10 protein-coding genes are annotated in these 19,096 nt (G+C 51.2%); 6 read left to right on the top strand and 4 right to left on the bottom strand.

The window, feature by feature from the left end; all coding sequences use genetic code 11:
• Nucleotides 1–922 precede the first annotated feature (922 nt).
• The 4 genes from ACG2F4_RS16000 to ACG2F4_RS15985 all read right to left on the bottom strand — a co-directional run bounded on the left by ACG2F4_RS16000 (nucleotide 923) and on the right by ACG2F4_RS15985 (nucleotide 11,150).
• On the bottom strand, nucleotides 923–2,269 hold the full coding sequence (locus ACG2F4_RS16000) for a hypothetical protein (RefSeq protein ID WP_395261893.1): 1,347 nt from the start codon (nucleotides 2,267–2,269) through the stop codon (nucleotides 923–925).
• 229 nt (nucleotides 2,270–2,498) lie between these two features.
• Nucleotides 2,499–4,343, bottom strand: a complete 1,845-nt coding sequence (gene recD, locus ACG2F4_RS15995) for an exodeoxyribonuclease V subunit alpha (RefSeq protein ID WP_395261892.1) — start codon at nucleotides 4,341–4,343, stop codon at nucleotides 2,499–2,501.
• 8 nt (nucleotides 4,344–4,351) lie between these two features.
• Nucleotides 4,352–7,936, bottom strand: coding sequence for an exodeoxyribonuclease V subunit beta (gene recB, locus ACG2F4_RS15990; protein WP_395261891.1), 3,585 nt, complete (start codon nucleotides 7,934–7,936; stop codon nucleotides 4,352–4,354).
• Nucleotides 7,929–11,150, bottom strand: a complete 3,222-nt coding sequence (locus tag ACG2F4_RS15985; RefSeq protein ID WP_395261890.1) for an exodeoxyribonuclease V subunit gamma — start codon at nucleotides 11,148–11,150, stop codon at nucleotides 7,929–7,931. Before ACG2F4_RS15985 ends, recB begins: the two co-directional genes overlap by 8 nt.
• Before the next feature lie 430 nt (nucleotides 11,151–11,580).
• On the opposite strand from ACG2F4_RS15985, the gene ACG2F4_RS15980 reads away from it, so the two are divergent.
• Genes ACG2F4_RS15980 through ACG2F4_RS15955 form a run of 6 tightly spaced genes read left to right on the top strand, consistent with a single transcriptional unit; the run spans nucleotide 11,581 to nucleotide 19,062 of the window.
• Nucleotides 11,581–12,246, top strand: a complete 666-nt coding sequence (locus tag ACG2F4_RS15980; RefSeq protein ID WP_395261889.1) for a thymidine kinase — start codon at nucleotides 11,581–11,583, stop codon at nucleotides 12,244–12,246.
• Nucleotides 12,239–13,573 (top strand): NupC/NupG family nucleoside CNT transporter, encoded by a 1,335-nt coding sequence (locus ACG2F4_RS15975; protein ID WP_395261888.1) that lies wholly within the window; start codon nucleotides 12,239–12,241, stop codon nucleotides 13,571–13,573. The genes ACG2F4_RS15980 and ACG2F4_RS15975 overlap by 8 nt, the downstream gene beginning before the upstream one ends.
• 15 nt (nucleotides 13,574–13,588) lie before the next feature.
• On the top strand, nucleotides 13,589–14,518 hold the full coding sequence (locus ACG2F4_RS15970; protein ID WP_395261887.1) for a peptidyl-prolyl cis-trans isomerase: 930 nt from the start codon (nucleotides 13,589–13,591) through the stop codon (nucleotides 14,516–14,518).
• Nucleotides 14,511–15,923, top strand: coding sequence for a peptidylprolyl isomerase (locus ACG2F4_RS15965; RefSeq protein WP_395261886.1), 1,413 nt, complete (start codon nucleotides 14,511–14,513; stop codon nucleotides 15,921–15,923). The genes ACG2F4_RS15970 and ACG2F4_RS15965 overlap by 8 nt, the downstream gene beginning before the upstream one ends.
• Nucleotides 15,924–15,933: 10 nt before the next feature.
• On the top strand, nucleotides 15,934–16,926 hold the full coding sequence (locus ACG2F4_RS15960) for an AAA family ATPase (protein ID WP_395261885.1): 993 nt from the start codon (nucleotides 15,934–15,936) through the stop codon (nucleotides 16,924–16,926).
• A 12-nt stretch (nucleotides 16,927–16,938) separates the two neighbouring features.
• Nucleotides 16,939–19,062, top strand: coding sequence for a CARDB domain-containing protein (locus ACG2F4_RS15955; protein ID WP_395261884.1), 2,124 nt, complete (start codon nucleotides 16,939–16,941; stop codon nucleotides 19,060–19,062).
• Nucleotides 19,063–19,096 lie beyond the last annotated feature (34 nt).

The following is a 19,096-nucleotide window of genomic DNA, read 5'->3' as shown; positions in this document are numbered from 1 at the left end:
AAGGGAAATTCCCTGCATGCAATTGTCATTAAAAATACTCTAATTCATTGGTAACCAATGAATTAATATGGTTATGAGGATGCCCTAGTTATTGGGACCTATCCATAACCTGCCATTTTGTTGCGCGGCAACTGTACCACCGACCTTTGTGAACTTAAACGGGAGTAAAACTTCCTCAGAACGAGGAATTTAGGATTTTTCAAAGCCCTCTGTAAAATGAAAAGGACCGGCTATCAACCGGCCCTTTTCTTTTACGTTGGCTTTTTCGGGGTACAACAAAAATGAGATCTGATGTTCTCATCATTCAATTATAGGCAGTTCTTTAAAAAATGTTTCTGAAAATCAGAATTTTTTTTGCCCGCATGTATAATACCTCGGGCACCTGCATTAACAAAAAGGTCAATTTCTCCCTAAAGCCCTGTCTTTTAAACGTCAGATTCCACTTTTGTTCTACTGTAAGTATATAAATAACAATGTTTTGTAATTAAATTCAATAAGATAAATTACGTAATTATTATTCCATCCTTCGGTAACATATCTACACTATTTTTCCACGGATAACCACCTAACCCGGATTATTCACCAAGAAATTTGGTTGTGCACGAGGCGAAGGAAACATGACCGCGGAATAGTACATATGTACAGTGAGCACCTCATGTTTACTTCAACGAAGTGCACGGCCCAATTTCGCAGCTATTTGTGAGGATACCCAAATTTGAGCTACCGGGTGCTTCCGCTAGATATCATAATATCATTGGCTTAAGCCGTAATTTGTTCTACTTCGTGAATAATCCGGGTTAAGAGCAAAAACTAAACGAAAACAATACATTAATAATTGTTTGTGAATGCGTTCATTTTGTCCCTAAAAAAGGTATCCCGAACAAAAATCTGTTCGGGATACCAGTAGTTCACCTATTAAAAGTTAGTTGGCAAGATTTGCCAAGATCATGACATCCGCCACCAGTTGGACTTCAGCTTCAGATGCTGCCGAAAATGCTTCTTCAACAATCGTTCGCACCTCGGATATGAACGTCGCATATGCATCTGCGATCAGCTGGGTATCGATAGTGGCTTCCAGCGAAGACTCCAGGGAGGCTTTCGCTCCATTACTCTGGTTAATCTGAAGATGTATGTTCGTGATTGTTTCGGAGCTGGCAGAAAACTCTTGAGAAAGAATATCGACGATTGACTCGTTATACGCATCAAAAGCAGCGTCAATATCCTCTTTTGTCGCCCCGCTGGTTGCCTTGATGTCACTTCGCAGCGCCAATGCCGCATCTGCCGCCAACTGGATATTTGATTCGGCAACATCAGCTGTTTCCATCCGGGTTTGTACAGCGGCATCGATGGCGTGGGAAGTCAGCAAGGCGACGTTTGTTCGCACTTCGGAAGCAGCTTCAGCAGAGAGTTCGCTGCTGTGCTTGACCAACACGCGTCCCGACATCTCCCTGGCCATGGCGTAGATACCAGCGTCGATATCCGCATCTGCGTGTGCACTTACAATGGCCTCTGCGAACGTCTCCATTGCCGCTTCCCGCTGTTCTGCAGTGGTAGCAGCGTGAAGCTCACTTTCAAGCTGAACCTGTGCTTCATTCTTTGCCTCCATCACCTGCTGTTTCTGTTCCTGGGTGAGGCTGGCAGATTGCCCGGCAAAAAACTCTGCTCGAGCTTGTGCTTCAGCGACCAGTGCTTCGGCAAAGCTGGAAGCCGCCCCGGTATTATTCCTGATCTCAGAAGAGACCCGGCTCCCGATATACGCCTCAATATCAGCCTTTGAAACAAGATCAGTATGTCCTTCTGCTATCAACTCGGTAAGGACGTCTGCCTCGGCAGAGGATTCTTCGGTTAACGGCTGAACCTGTACCGTGGATCCACTTTCAAGCTGAGCCGTTAGAAATGCCTTCCACTGTTGACTGTTTTGTTCAGCCAAAATCAGGATCTGTTGACCGGAACCGGCTGCAGCTTCCGTATCGATATTAAGGGAAAATTCCCCTTCCGCGCTGGTTTCTGTTTCAGCTCCGGAAATTGTTTCAAGGCTGCCGTCAGCGGTAATCCTGGCAGCTGTAACAGTAGCGCCTTCCACCGATGCGGCTGTTTCGGAAAATGCAGAGGACTTGGCTTTGTTTTGTGAGCCGTCATCTTCCACCTTTCCCTCAACGGTTGCGGTTTCCTCTCCCGGACCAGTGGTACTCGTGTTGTTATCACAAGCGGTCCCAAGTAAAGTTAATGCTAAAAGTACAATTAGTGATTGTGTCTGTAGATGTCTCATACCTCAACTAGTTAGTTGCGATTTATTTGAGACTATTTATAAAACCAAGAGCAGAATTTGTTTCATAGTTTTTATGAGATGCGGTTCAGGGGTTTAATTTGGTATCCTCAAAAAGTCACGAAACCCTTTTGCGAGCAAGGAGTGTTCTTTTTTGTGTGAACAACAATAAACGGTTGGGAATTAGTAATGAATGGTGAAATCACAAGACCCTGGCGTGAGTGGTGGACAGTCAGGAAAGGGCTCCCTGCTGTCCGGTCTTCCACAGACGATCCTTCAATCCTGATGAGCGGTCAATTTTTCGCTTTACGGTTCCTTCCAGTACCTGTTTATCCCCAATAATTGTGCACCGCTCTCGAGATCGGGTCACAGCCGTATAGAGCATTTCTCTTGACGAAACTTGTGAAACACGGGGAGGCAGAATCACGGCGATGGTATTAAACTCCGACCCCTGGCTTTTGTGTACTGTAGTTGCGTAGGCTGTTTCAATAGCAGAGAGACGAGAAGGGTAAAAGGATCGGTATGTGCCCCCACTTTCAGGAAAATAGACTTTGAGATCACCATTTTCATCTTTGAGCGTAATCCCCAGCTCCCCATTGCGAAGTCCCAGGGAATAATCATTGCGGGTAACCATAACCCGCTTGCCCGCATACCACTCAGAGGCAGCGGGAATTACATTTTGTTCACGAAGCACCTGTTCTACCACCCGATTGATCTGCTCAGCACCCTGTGGTCCCCTGCGGTGCACGCACAATACCCCAAGATTGTCAATAGCGTTCAGGGCCTTTTCAATCTCTGTTTCAGTGAACAAGCTCAAGAATCCAGGGGTCAACGTTTCTGAAAGAATCTCCTTAAACGACCGTAAATCCCGGAACTCCTTAAGCGTTACATCCTGCAACTCCGGGTCGTCAAGAATTGCTGACACTTTTCCTGTATTCCCGCTCAGGATCGATGATGCCAGCCGACCAATTCCGCTCGCCTTTCCAAAACGGTAGCTTTTCTCCAGCAGCACAATATGATCGGTCAGGGGCTTTGGATCAGGATGGCGACAGCGGTCCGGAATCTTTAGACCCACCTGGCGTGCATCTTCCAGGAATGATGTCGAAAACCGGTTGTCAGTATCCGCACAGATGCTGCCCATAACAGCTCCCGCCTCCACCGAAGCCAACTGGTCTTTGTCTCCGAGCAAGATCAGCCTGGCGTGGGCCGGCAGCGCCTCCACAAGCTTGACCATCAGAGCCAGGTCGATCATCGAGGCCTCGTCAATAACCACCAGATTGTAAGGCAATGGATTGTCCCTGTTGTATTTGAACTCCGATCCATGACGGCGCGCTCCCAGCAGCTTGTGTATTGTATATGCCTGGTCCGGCAACATTGATAAAGCCTGCTCTCCCGGCTGAAAACGGTTCAGCGTGTTGTTGACCGATTCCATCAGCCTTGAAGCCGCCTTGCCTGTCGGTGCGGCCATCGCCACGTGCTTGAGATGACCAAGACGTGCCATCAACAACAAAATCTTGACCACCGTCGTGGTTTTTCCCGTTCCCGGACCGCCGGAAATCACCACAAATTTCTTTCGGAAAGCGGTCCAGGCTGCTACTTTTTGCCAATCCGTTTCTGTTTCGGCAGAATCAAAACTGAATAGCTTCTCAAGTTCAACTTGTAGTTTTTCCATGTTTACCGACTTTTCATCCTCGACGGCCCGAGTCCGAAGCTGATCGGCCAGCAACGCTTCATAGGTCCAATACTTATGCAGGTAAAGCCTGTGGTTCCGGTCCAGGATCAGGGGTCGGGCTTCTCCCGGCATGCCGACCGATTTGCTCTGTTTTAGCCTGGAGACCCAATCTTCCAGTTTTGGGGTCGCTACTCCATCAAAGCTGTTGTTGCCAAAAAGGCTCGTTTCCGCTTCATCGGCAAGTTTTACACATACATCGCCATTCTCCACCCGCTGGGATGCCAGGCATCCGGCCAGGAGCATCTCGTCACTGCATTCCGGGTCAATACGATGAAGGAACAGGCAAAACTGGTATGAAATTTCAGAGAGCTCTCCCCGATCGCGTGCCGCCGCAAGTTGTGTCATCAGTTCAGTCATTTCCCGGCCTCCATTCTAAAAAGTTGGTCCAGTTGCCGGATTTTCTGCAGGTCCGGCTTGTCATAAAAGATTCCGTTTCGATCTGCCCCCCCTGTCATGCCACGGACAAACAGGTAGAAGACCCCTCCAAAATGAGTTTCGTACGCATAGTTCGGAACCCGTTGTTCCAGGTAACGGTGCAGCGCAACCGCGTAGATATGGTATTGCACGTCATATCCCGCCAAATTCATCTCTTCCCTGAGTATTCCGGGCGTATAATCCCGGAGCGCATCTCCCAGATAATTTGTTTTATAGTCGGCAATAAAAAATTGGCCGTCAAAGGCAAAGACCAGATCGATATATCCCTTCATAAATCCTTCGTTAATCACTGTTGCCGGACCGGCACGCCTGCCGCGAATAATGTTCACAAGCGCATCTCTCGGGAACGACCGCAAGTCAAAATAGAACTCCATCTCCTTGAGCAGCTTTTTTTCCTCCAATCGATTCAGGGATAGTCCCTCTTTCAGCGGCTTCTGAAGTACCGTTTGCACCATCCGTTTTACAACCGGAAGCCACTCCGGCTCAAATCCGAACTGGTCGAGGTTATAGGCTATCACCTCATCTAGGTCCTCCCCACCGGCGAACCGCAGATCTTCAAAGATGGTATGCACGCAGGTGCCGGCCTGGGGGCCTTTGGGAAAGGTGAATATGGTACGCTCCGGGTCGTCGTCCGTAATCCCGCGCTCTTCCGGGAGGAAAAACTCGTCGTCCGGATCTTCATCCCCTCTGTCGGAAGAAGGATGCATGATGGAAGAAAAGCTGGACACGATCGAACGCGACTGAACAGCTTTTGCGGCGGTCAGTTGCCGGCAGCTTCGTGATTTATCGTCGCTTTCGGCGGCCCTGAATTCGGTGTAACTCTGGTCGTTAATTACTTCGCGGGCAAAGAGATTGCTATGTTCTGCAAGCAGTGACTCCAGCGCCTTGCGTAATTTTTCCGGGGGAAGAGAGGACGAATTTTCGGCAGTACCGATCTTGGCCACCAGTTGCTGATCAATCTCCTCTTTCCCGAGCAACAGGTAGCCCAGTGGCGAAAATTCAATGCCGCTGGCCGATTCATAAACAATCCGGCAATGCTGCTTGGCCCTTGTCAATGCAACATACGCCAGGCGGAGACTTTCAGAGAGCTCTTCCCTCGCGGCCTCCAACCGGTGCCGGCGGCGGGCCGGATTCCCTTTTTCATTCAGATCGATTGCCGCCTGGTGCCGGTCTTCGCTGTCGTGGTAGAGAAAGGGGTCGCCTTTATCTGAAAAGTGGGCTCCATCCCACAAAAAAGGACAATACACGATGGGATATTCCAATCCCTTGCTCCGGTGCATGGTGACGATACGAACCAGCTCCTCATCGCTTTCCAGCCGCAGCTGTTCCTCCTCAATTCTATTATCAGGCTCCCTCCTTTTCCGGGAGAGCCATTTGACCAGCTCAAACATCCCCTCCTGGTGTTCCTGCTCTCTTGCCTGCAACAGCTCGCCGAGCTGAAGCGTGTTCGTCAACTTCCGCTCCCCCTGTTCAAGTCCCACAAGATGCTGCTCAACCTCGGCATCCAGGAGAAATGACCGAAACATCGAGGAGAAACCCCGTTCGAGCCAGATCCGGTTCCATTCCGAAAACCGGGATACATTTTCTGTCCACGCCTGTTCATCCTCTTTAAATCGAAGCAGGTCGTGAGCGTCGTACTCAAATAGTCCAGTAGCCAGTACGGTCCGAACGAGCTCGTCATTTCGAGGCTCGGCCACCGCCTTTAACAACAGCTCTATGTTGCGGGCTTCCCCGGTTTCAAAAACACTTTTTTCACTGTACTGAACGCATTTGATACTCCTCTGCTCCAGCTTCTCCCGTATCAGGTCGGCCTGTCGGTGAGTACGAACCAGGATCGCGATATCCTTCGGGCGAACCGGGTTCTCCCCGATGGTGGCGCCGCCCGACTGGCCCCTGTTCAACAGTCTCGATATCGACTCCGCTGTCACCCCGGCTGCACGTTCGCGGGCTTCCCCTTTATTTACTTGCTCACCTGGATTAACATGCTCTGATTCAGAAAACTGCAGCAGCGGCGGTTTCTTTCCCTCTTGGATAAAGGGCTTCACCTCAATATCAGCTGCCTGCACCGGGGCAAATGAAATATCGTCTACCCAGAATGGAGACTCTTGGTCAAACAGCGCATTGACCGCCCCTATAAGATCCGGATCTGACCGAAAATTACGATCCAGGCTGTATTGCTGGTTTTCCGGTACCCCGTTACGGGCATTGAGGTAGGAAAAAACATCGGCGCCGCGAAAACTGTAGATCGACTGCTTGGGATCGCCGACCAGGAACAAGGCGGTATCCGGGGAGTCCGCGGGATAGATGGTTTCCAATATATTGTACTGGATAGGATCGGTGTCCTGGAACTCATCAACCAGGGCGACCGGAAATTTTTCCCGGAGAAATGACGCTAACGTCGTACCGGTGGGAACTCGGTTCAGGGCCTCCTGCAGCAATACCAGCAGGTCGTCATATCCCATTACGCCAGCAGACTGCTTGCGCTCCCGAACACCGCTCCGGCCGTAGTTGATCATCTCTTTCTTAAACTCGGGAATCCAGCTCCGAACCCGATCGGCCTGCTCAATAAACGCTTTTACGCAGTAAAAGAAAGGGTGCTGCGGGGGCGATTCCCCCTTTTTTGTGCCGTACTCACGGATATAGTCGATAGAAAAGCGATCCAGTTTATCCGGGAATGCAAGTGAGGGAAGTTCTTTCTCCAGCCATTCGGTTATCGCTTCCATCCAGGGATCGAGATACCGGGATTGGTACTTTCTTCCATCCATCGCATCTGAGAGCAACAGTTTCTGGATATCCCCCTGATTCCCAAGCCAGTTATCTTTCAGTTTTTCAAAAAGCTGCTTGAGCTCTTCAAGTTCTTCCGGTCGTGTGGCTTCGGCAGTTACATCCACGCTGAGTTTCAGGTAGGGTTTTCCCAGTCCGGCAGCAACAATGGTTGCAAGCTTGTCCGGCAGGTAGCCTTCCTCTCTCAGAATGTTCAGCCAAATACGTTGGTGCAGGGTGCTCTCAGACTCTTCCACCAGGTTTCTCCACCAGTCGTCGACGACCTCCTGGACCAGTTCGGTATCGTCGGCCACCAGTTCGGTGTCGAACGTAATCCCGCTTAAAAATGATTGTTCCTGGAGCGCTCGCTGGCAAAAACTGTGAATCGTAAAGATGGATGCCTCATCAAAATTATGTAATGCCTTCTCCAGCAGCTTCACGGCCTTGTCCCGTTTCTCAATATAGTCCAGGAGCTGTACCAAAAATTCATCGCCTTCTGGTGCCTCTCCCCTGCTTAGCACCTGTACCGAGTCTCGCAGCCGGGACATAATACGCTCTTTGAGTTCAGCCGTAGCCGCCTTGGTATAGGTTAAAACGAGGATCTCATCCACCGCTGTCTCCTTTTCCAAAATACTGCGAATAAAAAGCGAGGTGATATTATAGGTTTTCCCGGTTCCGGCACTGGCTTCCACCAGGTGTTGCCCCTTCAGTGATATGGAAAACGGGTGTAGCTCAGTCAAAAATATTCTCCTGTTTTAGTGATTCCAGCGCCGGCTTCCATATTTCGAGAGAAAGGTCCTTAAACTCCTGGCAGTCAATGGAATAGCGATTTGTAAACAGAATTTTATTATAAGGATCCTCTTTCTCACTTCGGGCAGGATTCCAGCTGTTTTCCCACTGTTTTTTTGCCTTGCTTATAGCTTCATCGTGATCCTTTCCGTTGATCACCATTTCATGGGCAAAGGTAAATGAGGAATCTGCAAACAGCGGCATCTTCTGGTGCAGGCCTCCCCAGTACCGTCGGATCAGTGAATCCAGCCGGTCCCGGGCGTGTTCCACCCCACCATAGAGATTGAATCCCGGCCTGGCATTCTTTTTCGTCAACAGCAGGCTCTCGTAGCTGTGGTCAAGGCCCTTTACCTGCAACAGCACCAGGTGGTAAATCCACAGCTGAATTAAATCTTTCGGCCGCAGGCTGCCGTACCGGATAAAAATCTGGTAGTTGGCATGAAGGGAATCGAGCACCCCGGTCAGGTGAAAATCCCCGAACTCCAGGCTCACTTCCACCCGGTCAAGCCTGGGCTTGTCAAGTAACCTGCCGGCGGCCAAACTGAATTCCGAAACCTCCTCAACCTTCTCCACAAATTCCAGGTGCCCCGGCCACCCCTCGGGCAGCAGGCCGCGCGCCTTGGCAATCGGTTCAAATGCCTTGATATCCTTGTTGTTGAGCCAGCGCATCAGAAGCTCTTTACCCAGCTTGTATCCCTCCAGGCCATCCAGCTGGAAAGGTTCTCGATCATCTGAAATAACCTCCTCGTCCCGGAACCGGATACCCAGCCGCTGTTCCGCCAGATACCGCGCGGGATGTGCGTAAAACCGGGCTAAATCCTGAATCGATACCTGCTTAAAGGTGGCATCAGCTTCATTAAGATTTTTATCCTCCCCGAGCAGGGGGACTTCCCCCCGGGTTTTACGGCTGGAAAGCTGAGTGTTTACTTTATATGCTGTAGGAGAATAGGAAAAAAGATCGCTCGATTCAGCAAAATAACGGTCACTGAAAGCTTGCAGCGGATGTTCCGTGATAATCTCCCGCCGTTTCATCTCCTGCCTCTGCTGCAGGTAATCCAGCAGTTCGCTTATCATCACAGAAGGCGGGCGGCTGGAGTCGTCACGATTGCTCTGGCCCACGTAACTCAGGTACAATAGTTCCCTGGCAGACCGCATTATCTCAAGGAAAAGATAGCGATCGTCATTTCTCTGCAGGCGATCCCCTTTCTGGGGATTGTGAGCAATCAGGTCAAAGTCGGGGGAAACCTTGTTTCTCGGAAAAGCCTCGTTATTCATCCCGATCATCCCGATCACCCTTGAAGGAATATTTCGCATCTGGTCCACCCCGCTGAATATAACGCCATGCCCGAAATAACCGCCCCGGGCGGCTTCGCCCGTTAATTTATTTTCAAGATAGTCCAGGACTACCCTGAAGTTCAGCTCTTGCCGGTATCCGCCCAGCTCCGTCGACTCCCTCATGCCGGAGACCAGCGACTTTACCCCCTGGAAAGCCCGGTAATACTCCTCATCAGCTGGCAAAAATGTCTCAATCCAGGTATTGATTAGCATTGACCACTCTTTGGGCTCCAATTTCTCACGCGTATTACTTCGAGCATTATTTATCTCATTCAGAAAGCGGGAAAATTTTCCCAGCAACGTGGCATCCTCGCTGCTCTCAATCCGATTGTACGGGAATACGCCCTCAAATATCTCCTCATCCATCCGGGAAGCAAAGCCCAGCAACATCCGATCAAGCCCGGAAATCCAGGTAAATCGGGCCGTTCCCGGAAGGTCAGCCTTTTTCTTGTCATCGCCGCTGAGCCCCCACCGCACCCTGGTCTCCTTCACCCAGCGCTGTATCCGCTCCAGCTCATCTTCCGTTATATCAAACCGCTGGCGGACCGGCCGGGCCGAAAGCAGGTCCAGCACTTCCGTTACCTTAAACCTGCTCTCAAGCAGATTCAGCAGCTTCGAAAACGTGTTAAAAAGCTCCTTCCGGGTCCCGGTCTGGTCATCAACAATGTGATACGGAATATTCGGCAGTGCGTCGCCGGGAGTCCCGAATACCGCCTGGATAAAGGGGGCGTAGGTCTGGATATCGGGACAAAGAATCAGGATATCATCGGGCTCCAGGTCGGCATTTTGCTCAAAAAGATCCAGTATATTCATATAAAGAACCTCTATCTCGCGAAGCGGGCTGTGGCAGGAGTGGATCTGAATACTGATATCCGATTGTCCGAAATTGAAAAAAGTCCCCCCTTTTTGATCGAAAAGATCCATCGTTTGATATTTTGGGACGACCGGCCCCTCCCCCCTGTCATTTTCTATGACCACCTCGTTCACAGGTATATTATTCCGGGTAGAATATTTTTGAAAAAGTTCCAAAAACTCCATTCCCTCAGTACCCCAGGAATCCCTCAGCATGCCAGGCGTATTTTCCACTAGCGGATTCATCCAAAACCACCGAATATCGACGATCTCCGAGAGTGTAACAAACAGTTCAATGGAGGATTCAGGCAGGCTGGAAAGTCCGAATAGGGTTATTCGCTCCGGCAGCGAATCTGAAGGCAGAACCCCGGTTTCCATCCGCTTCATAAATGTTTCATGAATTTCCGCACGATGGTTCCACTCAAGTTCCGTGAATATCTCCATCCAACGATTTTTGAGGCCCCGCCAAAGTGCGGCCTGCCAGGCTTCCGGGGCGCCAAGGCCAATATGTTCATTTTTCTCCCATTGCAGTAGCATCTGGGGGCGGTACACCAAATACTGGTCAAACAGGTCGCCAATACGATTTGCCAGTTTCCACGCTTTTAGGGGATTCCACTCACCGTTATTTTCGCGCATATAATGCCATACAGCCAGGTATGGCGACTGCTTTGGCAGCTCCCCGAGCAACTGGTAGAGCGCCCAGGTCATCGGCTCGCGGTCAGACGGGAGATCTTTGGGAATATCTGTCCCCATGCAGCGATACAGGCTCCATACGCGTTCCGCCGGAAATTCAAACTTCAGGTTGGCCGCAATTCCGGTGCTGCGGGCCATACGGGTCGACAGCCACCGTGCCATTCCGTGGTTTTGAACAATCACAATCTCCTGCGCAAGGGGATCCCGGAGCGGCTCTTCAGTATAGAGTTCCATCATCTCATCAGCCAGAAGCTCCAGTTTAGATCCGCGATAGAATGTGAGCATAAATGTTTATTTTCAGAGGACTTTGCAAAACCGTTATGATGCCCAAGTCAGTATTTTCACGAGCCCGATATCCTTACGTTGCAGGATATAATCTTTGGCTTTGAATTCGCTCAGAGTTTGAACTCAGGCAAAATCCCTGGTTTTTCAAATCATTTTACAAAAGGTGTGTTATTCAGGAACCTAAAGTAACAATATGTTACAACAGGATAAAAGCTCTTTTACACTTTACAGGGTTGAAATTTCAACCGGACTACTCCAGTAACTTCCTGCTCTGGCCGTTCCCGCTTTGTTTGCGGGCAACCCCGGAGTTCCTCCCGTTAACCGCTCAAACCGCGGGCATTCATTTTTTCTTTTTAGCCTGCACACAGATATATTCAAGGCCAATTGCCACATTTTATCCCGATCCTTACAACAACCAACAACAAGTTCGATGCTTTACGAACCATCCATAATTCCCAGCAATGTCGGCTGGATTGAAGTGATTTGCGGGGGAATGTTCAGTGGAAAGACCGAGGAGCTTATCCGCAGAGCCAAACGAGCACACATTGCGGGCCAGCGGGTGGTCATCGTAAAGCCGGCCGTCGACAACCGTTACAGCGACAAAGAGATTGTCTCGCATGATGAGTCTGCCCTGCCCGGACTGGTGGTAGATACGGCCGACCAGATGGTGCTGCTGACCGGAGAATCGGATGTCATCTGTGTTGATGAAGCCCAGTTTTTTGACAACAGGATCATCCAGGTTGCCAAGTCACTGGCCAATGATGGCAAGCGGGTCATCGTTGCCGGGCTCGACATGGATTATGAAGGCAACCCGTTCGAGCCAATGCCCCAGCTGCTGGCGATCGCTGAATATGTAACGAAACTGCACGCCGTCTGCTCAGAAAGCGGCGTAATGGCCCACTATTCCCAACGAATCGTGGAAAATAAAGATCGCATGCTGGTCGGAGAGTCGGAGGCGTATGAGCCGCGCGCCCGGCATTGTTTTCGTCCGCCCGTTGACAAACGGCGGGGAAAGCCGATACAACCCCTTAAAACCGAGGCTGAGAGAACCCGGAATGAAACCGAATCTCAGAAAAACGCTGATTCAGATGAGTGACATCCTCCGAGGCATCATTGGCATGGCGGCGATCATTGTGCTGGCCTGGGCCGCCAGCAATAATCGAAGGCGGGTGAACTGGCGCCTGGTGGGCACGGGACTCGGCATTCAGTTTTTACTGGCTGTTTTTATTTTGAAAGGAGACGCCCTCGCCTCGGCATGGTCTCCTCTCGGGTGGCCCAAGGCATTTTTTAGCTGGCTCTCCTCGTTTTTTGTCATCGTCCTGGATTTTACTACCGAGGGAGCCATATTTATTTTCGGTGACCTGGCCAAAAGCCCCGGCACGGAGGGAAGCCTGGGCAACTTTTTTGCCTTCCAGGTGCTGCCGACCATCGTATTCTTCGCTTCCCTTACGGCGGTTCTTTACCACTACGGGATTTTACAGCGGCTGGTTGAATATATGGCCAAAGGCATGCAGAAATTGATGGGCACATCGGGGGCAGAATCACTTTCTGTCGTATCCAACATATTTGTGGGACAGACCGAAGCGCCGCTGGTGGTCAAACCGTTTATCTCGCGGATGACCCAGTCTGAGCTGCTGGCGGTAATGACGGGGGGCATGGCCACCATCGCCGGCGGAGTGATGGCCGCCTACGTCCAGATGCTGGGGGACTCCTACGCCCAGGCCCAGGGAGTGGCACTGGATGTCGGCCGCCTGATGTTCGCAGAACAGCTACTGGGTGCCAGCCTTATGGCTGCCCCCGCTGCCCTGGTCATCGCCAAAATTTTATACCCGGAAACCGGCGAACCCGAAACCAGCGGCGAGGTAAAAATGGATATTGAACGACCTGATGCCAACGGCATTGATGCGGCGGCGAGCGGGGCCGCTACCGGACTCAAACTGGCAGGCAACGTGGGGGCAATGTTATTGGCGTTCATCGCGTTACTTGCTATGGGGAATTACTTCCTGGAGGAGATCGGGCAGCTCACCGGCATCAACAGCATGATACCCGGCGGCGCCCTGCGTATTGAAACAATCCTGGGATGGCTGATTTCCCCGGTAGCATATATTGTCGGGGTCCCGTGGGCCGATGCGGTAAATATGGGATCACTGCTGGGGACCAAAATTGTACTGAATGAATTTGTAGCGTATACCCAGCTCGCCGAGCTGGTCGAAACGGCATCACTCACACAGAAAACCACGACCATGGCCACATTTGCTCTTTGTGGATTCGCAAATTTTTCTTCTATTGCGATACAGATCGGCGGCATCGGGGGACTGGCACCCAACCGAAAATCAGATCTTGCACGTTTTGGCATCAAGGCGGTCGTCGCTGGCAGCATGGCAAACCTGATGACAGCCACCATTGCAGGAATGCTCTACTAAATTAAATTACTGTTTATGTTGAAGGTGACAAACAATTATGTGTTTCTGTTGACGATACTCATTCCCGTTTTACTGGCGGGCTGCCAGCAACGGGTACAAACCTCGAGTGAAGGTCAGCTGGCCCGGGTTGGAAATACAGTACTCACAATTGATGAAGCAGCGGAGCGGGCCCCGGAATTCCTGTTAAAAGAGGACAGCCTTTCGGCCCTGCATCGCTACAGGGAGGACTGGATTCGCCGGCAGGTTATTCTGCAGGAGGCGCAGCGACTGGGAGTCAACGAGAACAGGGAGATCCGCAACCGGCTTGAACGCCTCCGGGAAGAGGTACTGGTGCAGGGACTAAAGGACTATGTAATGGCTGAACACGAACAGGACCTGGAAATTACCGATGAGGAAGCCCGAAACTACTATCAACAGTACAAAGACCAGCTGGTGCTCGATGAACGGTATGTCCGGTTCCGCCATGTTGTTACCAATACCCATCAGGACGCACAATCCGCAAAAGACGACCTGATGCGCGGCATAGAATGGCCGGAAGTGGCCCGAACATATTCCAAAAATGGAGAGGCGCGCATCCAGGAGTCAGAAAAATTTTGGCCGATCTCCATGGCCCTTGCCGACAACACCGTGATGAATACGCTGCTCCAGCGCATTGGTATCACTGAAATATCCCCCATACGTCGTGTAAATGGGGATTATCACTTTATCCAGCTCATGGAAACACGACCGGCGGGTGGCCATCCCGACCTCGACTGGCTGATGGATCAGATCAAGGAATGGCTGCGTATTGAGAAACGAAGACGACATTTCAATTCCTATGTAAAGAATCTTTATCTTAACGCGCAGTCGAATAATGAAATTGAACGGTACAACGTTTTAGAATCCAATATAAACGCAGAAACAACTGAACCCGACACGCTTTTATCCTCAGAATCCAATGAATAATTTTTCCCGCCATATTTTCTTCATTTTTTCAGCTATTGCCGGTTGCCTCTTTTTAACATCTGCGGCAACGGCCCAGCAAAATTTGAATAATGACTCCTCAAAAAACCTGGACCGTATTGTTGCGGTGGTTAATAATCACGCGATCCTCAAGTCGGAGGTTGACCAGCAGGTAGCCGACTACATGCTGCAGCTTCGTCGGCAGTCGCAGGAGCGTGAAGTGGAATTCAGTGAGGAGCTCTGGTTTTCGGTGCTGGAAAACATAGTAGAGCGTTACGTGCTCCTCGACAAGGCCCGAGAAGACTCCGTAACCATTACTGATGAGCAGGTGGATCAAAATATTAATCAGCGGATCGACCGCGTGGTTCAACAGCTGGGCAGCGAAGCCGCCGTTGAGCAACAGATGGGAAAAAGTATTGTACAGTTGCGGGCGGACCTGCGCCAGGACTACCGCGAGGAGATGATCGTCCAGAAATACCGGCAGCAAAAGATGCAGGAAGTGGATATTACCCGGCCCGAGGTAAAACAGTATTTCGAACGTATCCCGCAGGACTCTCTCCCCACGATTCCGGAACAGGTCGCTCTTTCCCAGATCGTAAAAATTCCTCCTCCGCTGGATGATGCCAAGCAGGCCGCCCGCCAGCTGGCCGAACAGCTGCGCGACTCGGTCTTGAACCACGGCAAAAGTATTGAAGAACTGGCGCGTCGCCACAGCGATGGTCCCTCGGCCTCCAACGGCGGAAAACTGCCGATGATGCCCCTTAACGACCTTGTGTCAGCCTACTCGGCCGCCGCCTCGGCCCTGCAACCAGGTGAAATCTCCGAAGTGGTGGAAACCTCGTTCGGATTTCACGTGATCCGGCTCAACAAGCGCAGTGGCGACCAGATTGACACCAACCATATTTTGATCAGCATAGACGAGGAGAGCTATGATACGCAGGCGGCTGTCAATACGCTGAACGCAATACGAGACAGCGTACTCACGAATCCGGACATTACCTTTGCGGAGATGGCGCGCAAGCACTCCGACGATCCCCAAACCGCCCCCCAAGGGGGACGCATGCTGGATCCTCAAACCGGCAATCGGCTGATACCGCTCTCGCAGCTCGACCCGGCGATGTACCGAATTGTGCTGCTGCTCGACGAGGAGGGACAGATATCGGAGCCGAAGCAGTTCAACACCGGGAGTGGCAACAATGCTCGAACCGCCTACCGGATTGTCCGTCTCGACCGGCGCGTGCCGGAACACGTAGCCAACCTGGAACAAGATTATGAACAGATTAAAAACATCGCCCTGCAGGAGAAACAGTACCGGATGATGCGCGAATGGATCAACGACTTGCGCGATGAAGTGTATATCGAATACAAAATTCCGGTCCCAGAACAAATAGCACAGCAAACCCGATAATTATTACTTCATGAAACCCATTCCAGATGAACCTGTTGAGGCGGTCGATTTCTTCCAGGAATCAGTTGAAAATATTAAACATCAGATTGGCAAGGTGGTAGTCGGGCAAAAAACGATTATTGATCAACTGCTGGTATGCCTTTTTTCACGGGGACATTGCGTACTCGTGGGAGTTCCCGGCCTGGCCAAAACGTTGTTGATTCGAACCGTCGCCCAAACCCTCAATCTTTCTTTCAGTCGCATTCAGTTCACCCCCGACCTGATGCCGGGCGATATCACCGGCACCGAAATTGTGGAGGAGGACCGGCAGACCGGGGGCAAGACGTTTAAGTTCGTGAAAGGGCCAATCTTCGCCAACATCATTTTGGCCGATGAGATCAACCGGACCCCTCCCAAAACACAGGCCGCCCTGCTGGAGGGGATGCAGGAATACCATGTAACAGCCGCTGGAAATACGTACGACCTGGACCGCCCCTTTTTTGTGCTGGCTACTCAAAACCCCATCGAACAGGAAGGAACCTATCCCCTGCCCGAGGCCCAGCTGGATCGTTTTATGTTTAATCTCTGGCTCGACTACCCCTCCCTGGATGAGGAGATGGATATCGTAAGCCAAACCACGGCACCCCAGGATGTGCAGGTCGAATCAGTATTGGAGTCTTCCCAGATTCAGGAACTACAGGAACTGGTGCTGGAGGTTCCTGTTCCCGAAAGCGTGCTCAACTATGCGGTCCGGATGGTCACGATGTCAAGACCGACCTCTGATATTGCCCCCGATTTTGTGAACAAATATCTGAGCTGGGGAGCCGGACCCAGGGCTTCTCAATTCCTGATCCTGGGCGGGAAGGCACGTGCGCTGATGAACGGGCGGTTTAACGTGACGGAAGAAGACATCCAGGCCCTTGCCAAACCGGTATTACGCCATCGCATCATCAATAACTACGCCGCCGAGGCTGAAGGCTTAACCACCGACAAGCTTATTGACAAACTGATCGAAACGGCCTAACAGAACAACATTGTGGATTTTGTCTTTCAAGGCTTCCAATCGGGACTACCCAGCTGGGTTTACCTGCTGCTCATCGCCGCAACGCTGGGCATCGCCTGGTGGTCTTATAAGGATTTCAAGGCGATTCGGCCGTTGTATCGATATGGACTCATCACGCTCCGGGGGCTTACATTTCTGCTGTTGCTCCTGCTACTGCTGAACCCGCTGTTCCGGTCCGAACTGACACAGTATAACAATCCGGAAGTATTGGTGATGTTCGACAATTCTGCCAGCGTTTCAATCAACAAGGGCGACTACGAGGGAACCGGGGACTACCGGCGGACCATTGCGGACCTGAACTTTCAGGCTATAGATCGCCTTGATTTCCGCTTCTTTTCATTCGGTGACCAAGTAGTTCTCAGCCATCCGGACAGCCTCTCATTTGACGGGAGCAAGACCAACCTCAACCAAAGCCTTGAAATCATAAGGAACAATCAGCGTGATGCCCGTGCCGCCGTGCTGTTTACCGATGGAATCTTTAACCAGGGACAAAATCCCGTCTTTTTATCCCGGGAGCTGGATATCCCGGTTTTTACTGTTGCCCTGGGCGACACCAGCCGACTTCAAGACCTGGTGGTGCAGAACATCGTAACCAATGCCACGGGCTATCTTAACTCTGCTCATCCTGTCGAGGTGACCCTGCTGAACCAGGGTTTCGGGGGAGAGCCATTCCAGGTACAGCTCATATCAGATGGAGAGGTCCTTCAGTCAGAAACAGTAACACCGACGAGCTCCATTTCATCACATACAATCGCTTTTGATCTTCAGCTGAAGGAGGAAGGATTGCAGCAATTCGAGATAGCGATTCCGCCCAAAGAGAATGAATGGACGGAAGCCAACAACGTCCAGCCGTTTTCCATCGAGGTCCTTGATGACAGGCAGCGTATTCTAAGCCTCGCGTTCGAAATCCACCCGGATGTACGGATGGTTCGTACCCTGCTGATGCAGGATGAAAATTCACAGCTGAGCACCCGCACCTGGCTGGGCGGGAACCGGTTTATCAGCGGCGATCTCAACATCGATGCCGATACTCTTGATTTAGTGATTCTGCACGGCTATCCCGGACGGGGGATCTCATCACAGCTGGCCTCCCGCGTAGAAAATATCATGGATTCTGTGCCTGCAGTTATATTCCCAACACCCGGAACTCGGCTCGAAAACCTGCCCTCTTCCGAGTCCGTGCTCCCGATATCCAACCCCGACAACAACAGTGCTGTGGAAGTGAACCTGGCCGCTGCTGTGGAGGCCTCCGAGCACCCCGTCATGGAACTCCCGGAGGTTTCCTACGACCGTCTCCCGACTATCTACAGCCCCATCCGGGGATTGAATTTATCACCGGGTTCAACCGTGCTTTACAACAGCCGGTTCCAGGGAACAGCGACCGGTGAACCGCTGGTAGCCCTGCAGCAGGTCGGGAATCTGCGTCGGGCCCAGCTGAACGCTTTTGGATGGTATCGAATTGCCCAGAGTACTAATCCACAGGCCCGGGAATTTATTGAAAATCTAATATTCAATACCGTGAGCTGGACCGCCACCCAACCTGACAACCGGAGACTCAAAATACAACCTGACCAAAAAAATTTTACCGGAAACGAGCCGGTATCATTTAATGCCTTCCTGACCAATGAAAGTGGTGAGGTCGAAAATGAAGGGGTGATAACCCTGACGTTAACCGGTGAGCAGGTGGAATCCAGGCTCTACAACATGGAAAATACGGGCGGTGGCCAATACCAGCTGGAGATAGGAGCTCTTCCAGAGGGGATCTATGAATTCGAAGCCACTGCCAAAAAGGGCAATCGAACCATAGATACGCAGAGCGGAGAGTTTTCCGTGAGTGGCTCAAATATTGAGTATGTAAATACCGTTCGGAATGATGAGCTTCTTCGTCAAATCGCCGGGGAAACCGGCGGGCAGTTTTATACCTACCAGGAGGCCCATACTCTCTGGCAAGACATGGATGATCGCGGACTGATGGAGGAGCAGCAACATGTTGAAACGCAGCTTTTTTATCCGAATCAGCACCCTTTTTGGTTTGTTATCGTCATCATATTGCTCGGGGCCGAATGGATCCTGCGAAAATATGTGGCGTTACCCTGAGGCAGAGTGATATTGGCCAACGACTTTCAACCTC

The organism is Halalkalibaculum sp. DA3122 (assembly GCF_043951865.1).
Lineage (GTDB): Bacteria > Bacteroidota > Rhodothermia > Balneolales > Balneolaceae > JAMQKA01.
Note: the sequence above shows the minus strand (reverse complement) of the source record. Positions and strands in the feature narration are given on the sequence as shown.

What these genes read in the sequence shown, in the direction of transcription:
- recD (WP_395261892.1), bottom strand. Translation starts at nt 4,343, where the DNA reads ATGACACAACTTGCGGCGGCACGCGATCGGGGAGAGCTCTCTGAAATT.
- ACG2F4_RS15980 (WP_395261889.1), top strand. Translation starts at nt 11,581, where the DNA reads ATGCTTTACGAACCATCCATAATTCCCAGCAATGTCGGCTGGATTGAA.
- ACG2F4_RS15970 (WP_395261887.1), top strand. Translation starts at nt 13,589, where the DNA reads ATGTTGAAGGTGACAAACAATTATGTGTTTCTGTTGACGATACTCATT.
- ACG2F4_RS15965 (WP_395261886.1), top strand. Translation starts at nt 14,511, where the DNA reads ATGAATAATTTTTCCCGCCATATTTTCTTCATTTTTTCAGCTATTGCC.
- ACG2F4_RS16000 (WP_395261893.1), bottom strand. Translation starts at nt 2,269, where the DNA reads ATGAGACATCTACAGACACAATCACTAATTGTACTTTTAGCATTAACT.
- ACG2F4_RS15975 (WP_395261888.1), top strand. Translation starts at nt 12,239, where the DNA reads ATGAGTGACATCCTCCGAGGCATCATTGGCATGGCGGCGATCATTGTG.
- ACG2F4_RS15960 (WP_395261885.1), top strand. Translation starts at nt 15,934, where the DNA reads ATGAAACCCATTCCAGATGAACCTGTTGAGGCGGTCGATTTCTTCCAG.
- ACG2F4_RS15985 (WP_395261890.1), bottom strand. Translation starts at nt 11,150, where the DNA reads ATGCTCACATTCTATCGCGGATCTAAACTGGAGCTTCTGGCTGATGAG.